This is a genomic window from Pseudoalteromonas sp. CST2, assembly GCF_028599385.1.
Classification (GTDB): Bacteria; Pseudomonadota; Gammaproteobacteria; order Enterobacterales; family Alteromonadaceae; genus Pseudoalteromonas; species Pseudoalteromonas atlantica.
Genome location: NZ_JAQREO010000012.1, coordinates 1 through 16502, shown reverse-complemented (window position 1 = coordinate 16502; position 16502 = coordinate 1). Strand labels below are relative to the sequence as shown.

The 16502-nt window shown below is 38.3% G+C and carries 9 protein-coding genes; 5 read left to right on the top strand and 4 right to left on the bottom strand.

The features are described from left to right. Positions 1–53: 53 nt before the first annotated feature. Entirely contained in the window at positions 54–950 is an 897-nt protein-coding gene (locus tag PSH41_RS14655; protein WP_029774437.1) for a cation diffusion facilitator family transporter, read from the top strand. Here PSH41_RS14655 and PSH41_RS14650 read toward each other — a convergent pair. After that, positions 947–5482 (bottom strand): EAL domain-containing protein, encoded by a 4536-nt coding sequence (locus PSH41_RS14650; RefSeq protein ID WP_337939845.1) that lies wholly within the window; start codon positions 5480–5482, stop codon positions 947–949. The two genes, PSH41_RS14655 and PSH41_RS14650, sit on opposite strands and share 4 nt — an antisense overlap. A gap of 132 nt (positions 5483–5614) precedes the next feature. Between PSH41_RS14650 and PSH41_RS14645 the strand changes: the two genes are divergently transcribed. The 3 genes from PSH41_RS14645 (at position 5615) to PSH41_RS14635 (ending at position 8243) form a co-directional block, all read left to right on the top strand. Beyond that, a complete protein-coding gene (locus PSH41_RS14645) occupies positions 5615–6169 on the top strand; it encodes a hydrolase (RefSeq protein ID WP_055253861.1) in 555 nt (184 codons plus the stop codon). Between the two features lie 105 nt (positions 6170–6274). After that, positions 6275–7741 carry a methyl-accepting chemotaxis protein gene (locus PSH41_RS14640; protein WP_273589410.1) on the top strand — a complete coding sequence of 489 codons (1467 nt, stop codon included), beginning with the start codon at positions 6275–6277 and terminating at the stop codon, positions 7739–7741. Then, positions 7725–8243, top strand: a complete 519-nt coding sequence (locus PSH41_RS14635) for a DUF6436 domain-containing protein (RefSeq protein ID WP_289169669.1) — start codon at positions 7725–7727, stop codon at positions 8241–8243. Before PSH41_RS14640 ends, PSH41_RS14635 begins: the two co-directional genes overlap by 17 nt. 658 nt (positions 8244–8901) lie before the next feature. Here PSH41_RS14635 and PSH41_RS14630 read toward each other — a convergent pair. From PSH41_RS14630 to PSH41_RS14620, 3 genes are all read right to left on the bottom strand, one after another. Then, positions 8902–9921, bottom strand: coding sequence for a carbohydrate kinase family protein (locus tag PSH41_RS14630; RefSeq protein WP_273589408.1), 1020 nt, complete (start codon positions 9919–9921; stop codon positions 8902–8904). A 32-nt stretch (positions 9922–9953) separates the two neighbouring features. After that, positions 9954–12566, bottom strand: coding sequence for a TonB-dependent receptor (locus tag PSH41_RS14625; protein ID WP_273589407.1), 2613 nt, complete (start codon positions 12564–12566; stop codon positions 9954–9956). Positions 12567–12803: 237 nt separating this feature from the next. Then, positions 12804–13961, bottom strand: coding sequence for an ROK family transcriptional regulator (locus tag PSH41_RS14620; protein WP_273589473.1), 1158 nt, complete (start codon positions 13959–13961; stop codon positions 12804–12806). Between the two features lie 290 nt (positions 13962–14251). Between PSH41_RS14620 and fucP the strand changes: the two genes are divergently transcribed. Beyond that, positions 14252–15559, top strand: a complete 1308-nt coding sequence (fucP, locus tag PSH41_RS14615) for an L-fucose:H+ symporter permease (protein WP_273589406.1) — start codon at positions 14252–14254, stop codon at positions 15557–15559. Positions 15560–16502: the final 943 nt, after the last annotated feature.

Genomic DNA, 16502 nt, shown 5'->3' with positions numbered 1-16502 from the left:
TAAGCCACCTGACGGCTTATTTGCATTTTAAGTATAGGTTTTTCAAGCATTTCATGACAGAAATCACTACACACCAGGCGTCTCGTCGTCGGTTACTTATCGCTTTAGCGATAACATGTTCATTTATGGTAATTCAGGTAATTGGCGCTTATTACGCTAATTCGCTTGCTGTACTTGCCGATGCAGGGCATTTATTTGTGCATAATAGCTCGCTATTTATTGCCCTTATTGCCTCAAGCTTAGCAATTCATTTTGCTAAAACCTATAACGATGGCTATCAACGCGCTGAGCTCATTGGTGGTTTAATTAATGGTTTACTGTATTTGGCAATAAGCTCCGTAATTTTATATGAAGGTGTAGAGAGAATTTCCCATCATAACGACGGCCATGATTTAGCAATAAACAGCTTTTTAATGTCGAGTATTGCTTCTGTGGGGTTTTTATTTCATGGTGCTGCAGCGTGGGTACTTTATAAAGGCCGCAAAGCAAGCATTAATGTGTACGCTGTATTTTTACATTCGTTTTTTGACATTATATCGACCATTTCTACGTTTATAGCTGGCGTACTTATTTATTTTACGGGCTGGAGCATTATTGATATTTTATCGAGCATGCTAATTGCCTCGTTTGTATTATTTACCGGCGGTAAAGTGATCACGAGCTGTATTAAAGGGCTGTTCTTTAATAACGCTAAGTTGCCTAAAGTGAAGGATATTGAGCAGTCAATTACCGATTTAGAGCATGTGCATAACGTACATAATGTGACGGTGTCGCGCAAAGACAGCGATATTATCGTCGGCGCTCACGTGGTGTTAAAAGAGCATTGTACAATTGAAAAGCACGATGAAGCCTGCCGCTTAAAAATAGAAAAACTTCTCGCTGCGCGTTTTAATGTTAAAAGCAGCGTACTGCAAATTGAAAGCCACGAATGCCAGCATATTCATAGCTAACTTTTTATTAAAGTGTGAATATGCTCATGTGTTTCGGGGTTTTGTAATTGCTCTGCACGCATTGGTTTTGCAAAATAATAACCTTGTAAAACATGACAACCTAACCCTTCTAAAAAGGCTTTTTGTTGCTTAGTTTCAACGCCTTCGGCTATGCAATAAAGCTCCAAGTTTTGAGCTAAAGTGTAAATGGTTTTGATGATCGACTCATCACTTTTATCAACCCCAATGCTATTAACAAAGCTTTGATCTATTTTAATGACATCAATAGGGAACTGGCTCAAATAAGTAAGTGATGAGTAGCCGGTGCCAAAATCATCGAGTAACAGCTTAAAACCAGCCGATTTTAACTTTTGTAGTTGCTTTGCGGCTTTTTGCTTGTCTTCTAGCAGTATGTTTTCTGTTATTTCTAGGCGCAGTTGTACTGGGCTCATTTGATGATGTTTTAATATATTAGTCAGCTTGGTTGCTATATTCGTCCTTAAAATGTGCTTTGGCGACAAGTTAAGTGAAATATAAAATAATGGGTTGCAGGCCAATGTAGGGGCTAGCTCAGTTAGCGCGCGCTCTAAAGCTTGCTCAGTTAATGCTTCTATCAGGCCTGTTTCTTCAGCAATAGGGATAAATAAAGCCGGCGAGACAAATTGGCCGTTATTTTCCCAGCGCATAAGTAATTCAACCCCATTTATTGTTTGTGCGTGCGTGTCTATTATGGGTTGGTAGTGATTAAATAATAGATTATCTTTCGCGGCGTCTTTTAAATCGTTTTCGAGGATGAGCTTTTGTTTTATTTGCTCGTTCATCGAGTCGTTAAAAAACTTAAACCCGTTTCGGCCAGCTTGCTTTGCATGCATCATGGCTACATCGGCGTTTCTGATCAGTAAATCGGTCGAGCTGGCATCAAATGGGTATAAAGCCACGCCAATACTGGCTGATATATTAATAGAAAAATCTTCGATAATGACCTTATTGGCAAGTTCTGAGCTTATACTTTTGACTATGTTATTTAGTGCGGCTATGTCTTCTACGTTATCAATAAGCACTAAAAATTCGTCACCGCTTTGGCGGCCAAGCGTGGCATTACTTGGCAACATAGCGCTTACTCTTTGGGTAATATTACACAGCAGTTGATCTCCCACTGCGTGGCCAAATGTGTCGTTTACCGGTTTAAATTTGTCTAAATCTATAAATAGTAAAGCGCTTTGAGTGAGCTGCTGGTGAGCTTTTTTAATCGATTTACCAATTTTTTGATGCATTAAACTGCGGTTAGGTAATTGTGTAAGGGGATCGAAATTGGCTAAATAGCGCAGCTCGTCTTCTGCCTTTTTTTGCTCGGTTAAATCCGAAATAACAATCACATAGTAACTTATGCTATGTGTATCTTTAGCGATTGCAGTGGCACTTATATGTATGGGGTGGTGCGGGTTAGTTGCAGTTTTAATAACGGCATCAGTTCGCCAATTTTGTTTTGCTGTTAAGCTTTTTAATGTGCTGGCATAGCTTTTACATTGCGCTTTACCTATCGCATTAACAAACACTTTTAAGCTAAGCGGATGTTTATGAGTTTGCGAAAAGGTTTTTATAAAACTGTTATTTGCAGAAACCGGCACCAAATTATTATCTAAAATAAGCAGCCAGTCGTTTATTTGCCCAAACGCCTCACCTAAAATATTGGCTTGCTGCTCATTGGCACGTTGCTCTGTTATGTTGGTATATATGCCAGATACAGATACCGGTTTATTTGTTTGTTCGTCATAAATAATTTGCCCTAAATCTTGATACCACAACCAATGGCCAAGCTTATGCTTTAACCGGTAAGTTGCTTGCCAGTGCTCATGCTTTTTTTGTTTGGTAAAATTTAACCAGTGCGAAATAACCCGCGGTTTGTCTTCAGGGTGAATTAAAGCTAAATAATGTTTTAATGGAATACGGTTTGGCAAATTAGTATACCCAAGCTCACTCCCTCGGTTTGTATTTACCGAATCGTCGCTGTAATGGTAATCCCAAATGCCACTTTTATTGTTACTGAGCGCAAGCTCGGTTTGTTTTTGCGAGTGTATTGTCGCTTTTTGTGCATTAGCTATGGCTAGTTGTCTGCTTCTGTATTGCCAAAACAGTAAACACAGCACAGTTATAATAATTAAAATATAAGCAGCATACGCATAAGGAGACTTCCACGGCGCGTATGCCACATTAAAATTTAACAGCGCCGGCTTTGACTCGGTCGCACTGTTAAAATTATACGCGCTGGCCTTTAATTGATAATTACCTGGTGGGAGCTTTGTAAAAAATATTTTGTTTGCTTTTAAATCATCATACTCTAGCGAAGTAGGTCCTTGAAGCGTAATTTTGTAACGTGTTTCCGCGCTATTTTGAAAATCAAAATTAGAAAAGCTAACCTCCAAACCCATATCTTCATGTGTTAATTGCAATGCAGAGGTGGCAAATTGATTTGGCTGATAGTCTAAATCGCGCGACATTAAAGTTATATCGGTTATTGAGGTTGTTGTTTGCGTGCTTTGCTGTAAAAACTCAGCGGGGTTAAACGAAATCGCACCATAACTGCTGCCAAACATTACAGTGTTATTTTTAAGCGTAATTGCTCCTAAAGTGCTAAATAAATTAACCGATAAACCATCTTTAACTGTAAAAACTCGCAGCCTTAACGTATCGGTATTTAAGCGGTACAACCCATTTTTACTGCTAAACCATAAATAACCATACTCATCGGTAATAAGTGAATAAATAGACTGGGTTTTTAAGGAGTTACTTACGTTAAAGTGGTGCTTTTTTTCAAAGCTCTGCGCATCAATACCCACTAGGCCTTCGCTGGTTGTTGCTAACCATAAAATGTTATTTTTATCGGTTAACCAGTTTTCGACTGTGTGGTAATTTTGGCTGTCTTTTTTACTGGTTTTATAAATAGTGGTAAGGGTGTCTGTTTGCTCGTTAAACCGGTAAAAGTGGGTAGTTGTACTTAATACAAATTCATTTGGGTAATCATCAAAAGGTCGATGAAAAGTATAGGCCTCTAAAGGGTTTACATGTTGTTTTAACCCGTTAATTTCGCGCGTTAAGCCTGTTTTACCATTATAAACATAAAAACTGTGATCATTATAAAAAGCGAATGTGTCGGGGGCTACCTCAGACAAACCATAAATAACCGCCCCTTCAGACATTGCGTTATTTAAATCTTTTTTAGCAACGGCTGTGCCTGTTTCTTTGTCAAATAAAATTAAACTGTAGTACCCCGTTAGCCATAAATACCGCGAAGTGGAATCTAAATGCGCTTTGTTAATTGCAAAAATAGCGTATTCACCATAAACCGCTTTAGGGTCTTGCGAGGTTAGGTAGTAGGTTGTTTTGTTTTTAGCATTTACATGGGCAAGGCCATTATCGGTGCCGTACCACATAGATAAATCATCGTCTTGGTAAATACTGTTTATATAGTTGTTTTCGGGTAGGGTGATTTTGTTAAAACGCCGTGTGTTTATTGACCAAGTAAGCACGCCTTGAGTGCGCGACGCCAGCCAAAACACGCCACTTGAGTCGACCATTAAATCGTTAATAGTATTTTCGGTAATATTAAATTTACTTTGATCAAAGCTAAGAATTAACTCAGTGGTGCCTTGTTCTCGGTTAAATTCGAACAAGCCATGCTCTGTGGCAATAAATTCGCCATAGGGTGTATTGCTGTAATCCCAAATATTGTAATCAGCAACCACGCTTTTAGTACTTTGATCTGCAGCAGCTCCTGCTGAGCTATTTAAACTTAATGCGTACATGCCCTCAACGGTGCCAACTAATAATCCAAGCGTGGGGTCTACAGATAAAAACTTAACATTACTGTTATCGACTGTTTGTTTATCGGGGGTATGTAAATTAAGAGGGGTTAATGACTCTGTTTTTAGGTCGTAACTAAATAAACCCGTTTGTGTGCCTATAAATAGCGTATTTTTGTAATATTTTAACGCGCGCACCACGCTGTTTTCATTGCCTATAGTAAACTCTAAAGTAAGTGAATTTGTTTTAGAGTTAAGTGAATACACGTTGTTTAAAATGGCAAGGTAAAAGGTATCTTGGTGCTGAGCTATCGCTTCAATAGAAGCGAAACTAGCTGTATTACCTGCAAGATTGCCCGAAAATATATTACGAGTAGTTAACGTTTTTGGGTTAACTAAATAGGCACCGGCAAGCTCAGTAGAAACAATTATATTGCCTGCATGCGTTTTAAATAGTGTAGTGATGAAGTTTTCGTTAAGGGTAAATCCGCCATCAAAAGGGGTTACCGTATAGCCGTCAAATCGATTAAGCCCTTGCGCTGTGGCTATCCAAATATAACCTAAATCATCTTGCAAAATTTTAGTTACGTAATTTTGGGATAAACCTTCATCGGTAGATATTCGTTGTAGTTGTTGAGCATAATTTGTGGAGGCAGATACGCTAGTAATACAAAGAAAACATACAGTGGTGAAGAGAAAAAACAAAATACTCAATCGCACTAATAAACTCGCTCTAGGGCAGGGGATATACATATAAAAGTTAAATATAGCACATTTTTTAAAATGTGGATTACAACTTATAACAACTAAATTAAAGCACTAATTTAGTTATTTATAACCATTTAAGCTACGCTTACTAATTATAATTACTTAAAACGGGGTGTTATGGTTAGTCACAAAAATTTATCTGCAGATAACAGCGTGTTATTAGTGATAGATATTCAAGATAAGCTTTCTCCCGCTATTAGCGAATTTTCTGATTTACTAGAGTGGGCAATAAAAATTGCCAAAGTAAGCGCCCTTTTTAAAATTCCTAGCATAGTGACTGAACAATATCCTCAAGGGCTTGGTGGTACAAACAGGCTTTTAAAAAACACCCTTATAAACGCACAGACTGTTGAAAAAACACATTTTAGTGCGTGTAATGAGCCTGCATTTAATGCTGTGTTTACAAAGCTTACGCGTTCACAAATTATAGTAATAGGCACAGAGGCGCATGTATGTGTTTTACAAACCTGCTTAGATTTAATAGCCCAAGGATTTGAGGTGCATGTAGCGGCAGATGCTGTGGGTTCACGAAATACGATGCATAAATCGCTAGCTCTAGAGCAGTTACAACAGGCAGGGGCAATAATTACAAGCGTAGAAAGTATCATTTTTCAGTGGACAAAAAACGCAGCATTACCTGAGTTTAAAGCGGTTTTATCAATTATTAAGTAAAGTTGGCAGGCTAGGCTATATTGATAATTAAATGTGGTCGTAATTATTAGCTAATACGTACAAACCCTGATTTTGTTTAAAAAATTTTAATAATTAAAGGTATTTATGAATAGTGTAAGTCGTTTATTCACCATAATATTCATTTTTTTGTTTGTAGAGTCTATCGCCCTAGGCTTGTACTTTGGGACACTTACACAAGCATTTATAGTCGGCCTACCTTTAAGCTTAATGCCTATATGGTTACTTAAAACTCAGAAAAATAACCCAATCACAGGTCATGTTGTTGCTGCGGCAATTATGATGTTTTCTTTTTTGCACATACAACAAGCCTTTGGGTTAATAGAAGTACACTTCGAAATATTCATCTTAATGGCCATGTTGATCATGTTTGTGCAGTGGCAGGTGTTTATTACGGCCATTATTTTTGTGGCCGTTCATCATTTAAGCTTTTACTTTTTACAAACACAAAACACCGGCTTTTATGTATTTGACCCTGACAGACTGGCGTTTACTACGGTGCTTATACATGCCGGCTATGCAATAGTAGAAGTGTTTGTAGCAGGCTATATCGCTAAAACCCTACAACAAGAGCGCAGAGCTGGCGTGTCTTTAACCAAAGCGACCGAAGCCATTATGCAAGACCCCGAGCATATACAACTTTCGCTTAGGGCGGATGATAAAAATAGCAATGCAGTAGCGGGCTTTAATACTTTATTGGGTTATTTATCAGATGTAATTAGGCAAGTGCAAACGCAGTCTCTTTCACTGCAGCAAAATTCGCAGCAATTAATAAACGTACACGATGAGCTAGCAAGCGGGGCAGAGCAAAGAAAGCAACAAACTAATGATATAGCAGACTCTGGTGCTCAAGTTGCACAGGGTTTTAGCTTAGTTGAGCATGAAAGCGAAGTGTTAAAGCAGCAGGTAGATAACATTACTCAAGCTGCAAATAGCGCCTTAAATGACGTTATGCAAACAGACACTAAAAGCACGGAGCTACTTAATTTACTTAATCATACAGAAGAGCAAATAAATCATTTAGTGGCCGCTGGTGATGTAATATCAGGGTTGTTAAATGAAATATCAGGCATTGCAGAGCAAACTAACTTACTTGCGCTTAACGCAGCCATTGAAGCCGCAAGAGCGGGTGAGCATGGCCGTGGGTTTGCAGTTGTAGCCGATGAAGTCAGAACGCTTGCTACAAGCAGTAAAGCCACGACAGATAAAATTGCTTTAACATTAAAAGATTTAGTTACAAACAGTAAAACGTCAACCCAATCTATGAGCCAGTGTGTCGATTTTGTCGTTGATTTAACGCATATCAGCACCACCATGAAAGAAAACATAAGCGCCATGAGTGAGCAAATAAAAGCCGTCAGCCAAAGTACTCACTCTGTAGCGCAAGTTGTTGCTGAGCAAGCTGTAAACACAAAACAAATAGCCTCAAGCACAGAACAAATGCAGCAAAGCCAATATCAAGATACCAAAGTGGTAGAAAAGCTAACCGCTAAAGTACAAATGATCGACGTAAGTATTGCGGTATTAGAGCAAAGCATTGCTAAATTTAAGTAATTCATCCATTAAAATGAGTGCAGTGATTGCTCTGTGGTTAGTATTGACGGTTTCTGGTTTAGTTTATTATCAATATAATCAGTTGCGCGTTTTTGACAGTTATGGCGTGCTTGAGCAACCAGGGTGGTTTACTAAATTTAAACAACACATAGGGTTTACAGCTGCAAAGCATAATTCATTGATTATCGTTACAGACCCTGACTGTGGCTGCACCAAGCAAGCCCAGCCTCATTTAAAACAGTTGGCTGCGTTTTCTAAAGCGCAAAATATTACGCTTATCAATATTGAGCAAACAGCCTCTTTACAAATACTGCTCCCTGCTACACCAGCTGCCGTGGTGATTAACGATAAAGGTGACTTTGTTTATGCCGGCCCGCTTTCTCAAGGGCTTGGCTGCGCGCAGGGCAGTGGTTTTGTTGAAACGGTTATAAATAATCTTGTAGCTGGATTTAACAGCGAACTGTTACTTAATAAAACCAGTGGTTGTTACTGCACTGCTTAATAGCGCTATTACTGATTAGCCTTTTATAGGTATTGAAAACGCCACCTGCATAATATTAAGAATATTAGACTGGTAGGTTTGTGGGTCAAATACGATTAAGCACAACATATACTGTTTTAGAATAAGGTTATAAACAACAAAACTTTGATGAAGCCTACTGTTAGTACAATCACAGCAAGTGAAATTTAAAAGTACTTAAATATAGTTATTTCTATAATAACGCTTATTTAACTCTAGCCGCTTATTTGCCGGCTTTCTTGAAAGCGTGCAGCCTAATTATTTTTTACGTTTGGTTAAGCGGATTCACAAGAGCAAGCATGTTTTGGCTAAGAATATTAAGTGTCGCGTTAAAGCGCTTTAGTTGGCTTTTTATTTCAGGAGTTTTTAATAAACAAAGTGCTAGTGCCATTCGTAATAATGCGCATCCCTAAGCTTAAATGGCTCAAAGTTATAAATAAGCGGGGTCGATATAGCACTACTAAAGACATATGTAAGTAGAAAGGGATTTAAATTTATTTTTTCACGCATACTTTTTTGCCGATAGTTTTTTCTGTTTAAGAAAGATTTATCTTTTAACAAATACGTACTAAAGGCAAAAAAGTCTAGTTGGTATGGAATTAGTAACCAAAATTTAGTTTACGGATTTTATTGTTATAAGTTATGCCACAGCAGCGGATTTAAGTTTTAGATTAGCTATTTCACTTTGTGTTGGCAGTGCGTCAAAGGCACCAAATTTAGAGACTGTTAATGCTCCACATTTAGTCGCAAAGTCAATAGCTTTTAAAACGTTTTCAAAATTATTAGTCCAAGTAGAAAATTCACTACGATTACAAATTTTCTTAGCTAGTTGATATAAAAAGCCGCCAATAAATGAGTCCCCTGCAGCAGTGGTATCTACAACATTTGCATAAGGGCAAGGGTAGGTTCCACTGAAAGATTGAGATGTAAATGAAATTGGCTTGGCGCCATCGCTCATAAGCACTAACGTTACACCACTATCAATCCACGCTTTTATAGTACTTTCTATATGCTCTATCCCATACAACATAGTTAGCTCTTCTTTACTCGCTTTGATGATATTAACTGTTTTGGCAACTTCAAATATTACTGATGCTGCAGTATGAGGTGCATCCCAAAATGCCGGGCGAAAATTAATATCCATACAGGATATAGAATCAACTTTATTAAACTGTTGCAGAGCATATACAGTGGTATCGTAAATGAGTGGCTTGGCTAGCGAGCCTGAACAAAATGAAACAATTTTAGGTTGCGTAAATAAGGTTGGATCTAGATCTGTTATATGAAGGTCGTAATGGGCTGCGGATTTGTCATAAAACTCAAACGTACGTTCACCGCTTTTATCTAAAGACACAAAAGCAATGGCAGTTTTACCCCTTAGAGATAAACCAAGGTGATCTGTATTTACGTTATGGGATTTAAGGGCATTAATTAAAAAGTGGCCAAACTTGTCATCACCTACCTTTCCTAAAAGTGCACTTTTACCACCTAACTTAGCCACTGCTACAGCTACATTTGCTGGTGCACCGCCTGCAAATTGGTTAAAACTAAACGACTGATTTGAGGTGTTTTCGTTTATACATTCATTTGAAAGTAAATCGATTAACGCCTCGCCGATTGCAAGTACTTCCATCGTAAATACTCCTATAATAGTAAACATTATCGCCTGCTAAGCAGGCGATAAAAATAAAATTAAAAGCGCTTACCTATGCTAATACTAAATGTGCGTGGTAGCACAACCCGTGCATTGAACGTAGTTGCTTGACCCGCAACTGTTTCACCTGCAACTGTTTCACCTGCACGTGGATCGCCCTCTGATAACCCTTCAGAATTATTTAGGTTTTTTACATCAGCGCGAAGGTAGTAGCCTTTTTTATTTTCAAGCGATAAACCAATATTTAGCATGCCATACATAGGAAGCTCCGCAGTATTGGCATCATCAGCATAACGTTTACCACTCCATGAATAGCTACCATGTAGTGTTGCCATCCCCCAAGAAAAATCATCAAATTCATAGCTACTAGTAAGTTGTCCAAAATGCTCAGGAACACGTACAGGCATGTTGCCATTGATATCAATAGCCGCAGCATTACCATTCGCATCAAGGTATTGAGCGGCAGGGGTGTTCACAAACTCTGGAGATTGATAAGTAGCAGAAACACCAACGCGCCAGCCTTCGGTAACTTGAAAGTTTAACTCAGCTTCAACGCCAAGAGTTTCCGTATTTCTAAATGCTTGGCGTTGAACAACTTGGCCGTTTTCAACCGTTGGCACATTAAAAAATAAATCATCAGCAGCCGCAAAGTAACCCGTTATAAATGCGGCTATGTCGCCTTCATTATATTTGATGCCTACCTCAGCCATTACCGTTGATGCCGGCTGTGTTTCTCGACGATTGGAATTATTAAACTCGTCAATTTCCTGCTGGTTTGCTAAGCCTGTAATTGCCATGTACTTGTCAACATCAGGCATACGAAAGCCATCTGCGTAACGTGTAAATACAGCCAAATCATCATTAAATTTATAGTTTGCGGCCACTGTCCAAGCAAGTTCATTGTATTCAACGTTAAAGTTTCTGAAGGTGCCTGCGCCAAAAGGTAAGGAGATATTGCCGTTAATAGTATCTGTATCACTGGCAAAGCTATTTATTGTATATTCCGCTTGATTTTGCGCCTCACCATCTGCTTTTAATGTTTCGTATCTTAGGCCTAAATTGAAAGATACATCTTCAAGTTCGTACTCAAAATCGGCAAACGGCGCGAGAGTTTTTTCACTGTAAACAATATCTGCATAACCATGAGACCCTGACTGAATACCTTTATATGTGCCGCTGCCAATATCGTTACCTTGTTCATCGGTAAAAACAATATCTAATCGTTGTGGTAGAGGCTCAATTGATTGTAATGTATTAATACGGTAGTCAGTTACGTGACCATTGATATTAGAGAAAAATAACCCAAAGTTCGCATAGAGAGTGCCATCCCCCATGTTATCGAATGTGTAGTTTAATTTAGTTTCATTTTGAAAGTTATCGCCTTCGAAGCGTCTGTGCCAAAAGCCGGCATTAATACCGTAGCCATTTGTGTTATATGAGTTTACATCACTTGAGTTTGCAACACTAAACCCTGTACCTGCATCACGAATATCAAAATTTAAATTACCGTTTACGAGTGCATTACTTAATTGGTCTGCATTTGCATCATAAATGGCTTGCGCTTTATCTGATAATAATTCGGCATTACCTACATTTATGATACCGGTAAATGTAGTTAACATATCCGTATAACGCATTTGGTTAGAAAAAATTAAATTCTCGTTTATTTCTATTTCGGTAGTGTTACCAAAATAAGTGACGTCAGCGTAGTTGCCATCTGCTACGTCTAAATCTATGTCTCCGCTTGGGGTGTTGTTTAGCGTTAAAAGGCGAGCACCTGCTGAATTACCTGTTGTTCCGTCTCTTATATCCATACCACCAGGTATTGTTTGCGCATCGGTAGTGCTTCCCGTTAGTGGTTGTGGGATAAAAAAGAATGAACTGTCATCTTGTTTGTTTATTTCAAAGCGCGTAAATCCATTACCATCATCAAAAAAATATTTAATATTAGCGTTTATTTCACCACCTTGGTTTGCTGTATACCCAGGATCGCGTGCTGAGTCATCCTCACGGTACCAAGCGCCTACCGCATAGGTTGTTTGATCATTAATAGAGCCGCTTACCCAACCTTGCACTCCTAAACGATTATTACTGTTGGTTTCAAAAAATACATCGCCTTGAGTATCATCGCTCCCTTCACGGGAGATAAAGTTAATAAACCCTGCAGGTGCACTACCAACAAATATAGAGGATGCACCGCCTCTTATTGCTTCCACATTACCTACATAATTTGAAAGTCGAGTAAACCTGTCATTTTGAGTGAATAAAATATCTTGATTGTAAAATACAGTCATACCGTCACGTAGTAGTGCTGTAAATTCAGTTTGGGTTGAAAGTGGGAAACCTCTGGGGGCCACGTTATTACCCGTTTCGCCGCCGGTGTCTTCGGCATGAAAACCAGGAATACTTCTAACGAGCTCTGCTACACTGTGGGGCGCTAACTGCTCTAACTTTGCTTCGTTAAACGTTGTCATTGCATTCGTTGACTCAATTTTTTCTTTGGGTCGAGATGTACCTGTTACGATTATTCTTTCAAAACCTAAATCACTCTTTGTTTCTAATGAATCTTGGGCTTGCGACTTAGCTTTGGGTGAAATGCAAATAGCAACTGCCGTAGCTATTAAGGTCATTTTAGCAGACATATTTTTCATGTTGTTCTCTCTTTATTGTGTGTGTTTACAATTTTGTGATTTATTAATCAAACGGGTCAGTGTTTTCAAAATTGTGAATAGAATGTAGAGAACTTGATTTAATAAATCAACTATTATTATTTATTAATTTTTACAAACATAATGGTGACTTATTAGTCTATGGGATTTATGAAAAGGTACTTTGTATATAGCAGCTCAAGCTAAGCGCAAGCTGCTAATAGTGAATTCAGAATTACTTTAATGGTGTGAAAGGATAGTGTTGTCTTGTGAAAAGTTTATGAGTAACGGTAAGTTAGCGCAGCCTATTGATTGTGCTTTAGCGCCAATAGAACCACTTTTTACTTCACAGCGATTAATACCACGGTGATCTGCTTCGCTTAATTTTATCTGGGTAGCGAGTACTATTTTTTCTCTAACGTTTATGGGAATAGCGCCGTCAATAACGACAGCTTCAAAATCAAAAATCGCAAGGGAGCATAATGCTGCATAGGCGAGGCCGTCAGCAACTTGATCTATCCATTTTTCTAAAACAGGTCCTAAGTCGCCCCAATATTCATTAGAACTCCATAGTATATCGGTGTTGTAGCCATCATTTTTAAGCATTTTTTCTAAAATATATAAAGATGACTGCATAATAAGCTGCTGAGAACTAAGTTGTCCTTTGCTATTAAGCATAGGCTTGGGAAGTGAGCCAATAGCGCCTGCATTGCCTTTTTTACCTGTAAATAATGATTCATTTATGACTACGCCACCCCCAATAAAGGTGCCTATAAAAACATATAAAAAATCTGTAAATCGGGTAGGGTTTCCAAAGCTTAACTCAGCTGAACAAGCAGCTGTGTCGTCATTACAAACATAAACAGGTAGGTCAATTATTTGATTTATTCTTAACCTAAAATCAAAAGATTTCCACTGTTCCATTATTTCAGTAGGGGCACCGGCTTCTTCTGTCCAATTCCAAATCTCGTAAGGAGTAGCAACGCCTATGCCTAAAATCCTATCTGCTAGGTCTTTATTAAGGCTCATTTTTAGTACGCTTATACCTTTTTTTAAAAAGGTTAGTAGGCTATCTACTGTTGGGTAAGCGCAATTTTCATGAAGCGTAGCACGAATATTTCCCATTAAATCAATAAGTGTTAAATCAAAACTACGGCGACCTACTTTTAGACCTATACCAAATGCGCCATCAGGATTTAGTGCAAAGGGGATTGTGGGTTGCCCCACACGGCCTCGTTGTGGCTCTTTTCTTATTAACAGGGAGTCGGCTTCTAAGCTATTAATAATAACTGTAACCGCTTGCGCAGAAAGCCCTGTTTTCAGCGCAATTTCAGCTTTTGGAGCGCTACCTTGCTGACGGATCAGCGTCATAATTCGACGTTCATTATAAGCACGCAGGCCTGATTGGTTTCTGCCTTCTTGTGATGTAAGTCGAGGGTTTTTAGCTTTAATAATTATTCCTACCTAGTTGGTTATTGTCTTGAATAACTTAATTTATTGTACACCGCAAGATCCCGTTTGGCGATACAGCAACCTGTATAAATGGGAGCTGCTTTACTACTTTGTTGAATAATATATTGAGATTATATAAAGCTAAAAGCACAATAAATAACTATAGTTGATTTATTGACGTGCAGATATATACCTGTTTAAATGCTTTACTTAAAGTTAACAACTGAGACACTGAAATGACCACACACACACACACGAAAGCACCTCTGGTCTCAAAAGAGATGGTCGTGCCTTTTATTTTACTCGTATTATGTTTTGCAGCTTGGGGTGCAGCTGCAAATATGACCGATCCGTTAGTAAAAGTTTTTAGTAAAATTTTTACTATGTCTTCAGTGCAATCCGCATTGGTGCAGTTTAGTTATTATGGCGCATATTTTTGCTTAGCTATTCCTGCTGCCTATATTAACAAACGGTTTTCTTATAAAGTTGGCGTATTAACTGGGCTAGGCATGGCTGCAATAGGCGCATTTATGTTTTACCCTGCTAGTCAAGCAATGACCTATAGCTTTTTTTTAGCGGCTTTATTTATACTTGCAGGTGGCCTATCTATTTTAGAAACATCTGCAAACCCTTATGTTATGGGGATGGGGAATGAGCAAAGTGCAACTCGAAGGTTGAATTTAGCGCAATCATTTAATCCGGTAGGGACAAACATAGGGGTGTTTTTGGCTGCTACTCTTATTTTACCAAGCTTGAATACCGCTACTTCCGATGAGCGTTCGAGCATGACTACTTCGCAGCTAAAAAATATAATAAGCGCCGAATTGGATGCCGTAATGGTGCCATATGTGGGTATGGCATGTGTGCTTGTTTTTATTTGGCTTGCCATCGCGTTCACTAAAACGCCTGATTTTTGTAAAAAGAAGCAGGTCTCAAAACATGTTGATTTTAAGCCAGCCTTTAAACGCTTATTTAAAAATACCCATTATCGTTTTGGTGTAATAGCCCAATTTTTTAATGTTGCTGCACAGACATGTGTATGGACCTTTACGATTCAATATGTAATGGAAGCGTTGAATACAAATGAGGTCAGTGGCGGTACAATTTTACAGTACAGTATGATTACATTTTTAGTGTCTCGTTTTGTAATGACGTGGCTTATGGGATTTATCCGTCCTGCAAAGTTACTGATGGCTACATCTCTTATAGCAATGATGTTATGTATTTACATGGTGCAAATGCCCAATATAAGTGGTGTTTGGGCACTAGTATGTATTTCTGCTTGTTTGTCATTAATGTTTCCTACTATATATGCAATTGCGCTACACGGGTTAGGTGACGATGCTAAGCTAGGCGCAGCAGGTTTAGTTATGGCGATTCTTGGTGGGGCAATAGTACCTGTAATTCAAGCTGTATTTATTGATACTTTCAGCGTTGCATTTTCATATATGGTGCCTGCAGGTTGCTTTATTGTTGTAGCCGCTTATGCTGCATTTGATTTAAAGGCCAAAGTAAGAACGTTTAACAAGACCTCTCCTTGTTAATAACTTGAGCCGAGTTAAGAGCTCGGCTTTTTTTATACTTTCTCTGCTGGCTAAATACTGGTAAGTTGAGGCATTGATAATTAAAAGTTTATTAAGCCTTATGTTTTTTAGTATTAGCTCAATACAAGCAACGCAATATTTACTCGTATTTAGTGGGTGGTATTAGTCCGCGCCCATTGCATTAAAGAGCGAGGTTAAACTGGGTGGAGGTGAGTTTACTAAAACGAAAGACATTTTTAGTTTAAATCGAGCAACCTTATAACGCTCCTATTAAGCTTAATATGAATAATGCTTTTGTCAGAACGTCAGCAAAGTACTCACCATTGTAGTGGTAGTACATCCAACAATTGAGATGTATATTTGTGGAGGGATTCTCGAAATGTAGTGGCCAATTATATTGGCCACAGTTTAAGGTTCTTTATATTTAATCTTAGAGTCAATTGTCGTTAAACCTAAATTAAACTGATTGAGTTGTTACTTATTTGATTACTGCGGAATATGTTTCATTGTAATTTTTACCCAAATTTATATGCTTATTAGCATAATATTTCCTTCTCAATGGGTGTCCAAAATTACTTTACCATTACCTTAGTAAAAAAGTTGATACGAATTACAAATATACTCCTCTACTTTAGTTGATAAATTTCAAATCAAACTTCGTGTGAATTATAGATTTATCAACATCTCTCTGGTTTTGTCAATCTGATGTACAACTAGACCCACATTATTGTTTTTTCAGGAAGCTCTATTCACTTCACTAGCTGTCGAGCTTCTTTGTTCTTAGAGAGATAGCATATTGGAACGATATCTATTAATTAACCTGAGCTGCGCATAAGAAATGGAACTAAATGCCCTTGCGGTGATCAGATCTTTCGACCAAGAAACATAAGATTACCAAGGCAAGGGCATGAATAACTTAGATGCAATTTACGTAGATGTCGAT

Coding starts and splice junctions, on each gene's coding strand:
- PSH41_RS14655 (WP_029774437.1), top strand. CDS start 54: ATGACAGAAATCACTACACACCAGGCGTCTCGTCGTCGGTTACTTATC.
- PSH41_RS14650 (WP_337939845.1), bottom strand. CDS start 5,482: ATGTATATCCCCTGCCCTAGAGCGAGTTTATTAGTGCGATTGAGTATT.
- PSH41_RS14645 (WP_055253861.1), top strand. CDS start 5,615: ATGGTTAGTCACAAAAATTTATCTGCAGATAACAGCGTGTTATTAGTG.
- PSH41_RS14640 (WP_273589410.1), top strand. CDS start 6,275: ATGAATAGTGTAAGTCGTTTATTCACCATAATATTCATTTTTTTGTTT.
- PSH41_RS14630 (WP_273589408.1), bottom strand. CDS start 9,921: ATGTTTACTATTATAGGAGTATTTACGATGGAAGTACTTGCAATCGGC.
- PSH41_RS14625 (WP_273589407.1), bottom strand. CDS start 12,566: ATGAAAAATATGTCTGCTAAAATGACCTTAATAGCTACGGCAGTTGCT.
- fucP (WP_273589406.1), top strand. CDS start 14,252: ATGACCACACACACACACACGAAAGCACCTCTGGTCTCAAAAGAGATG.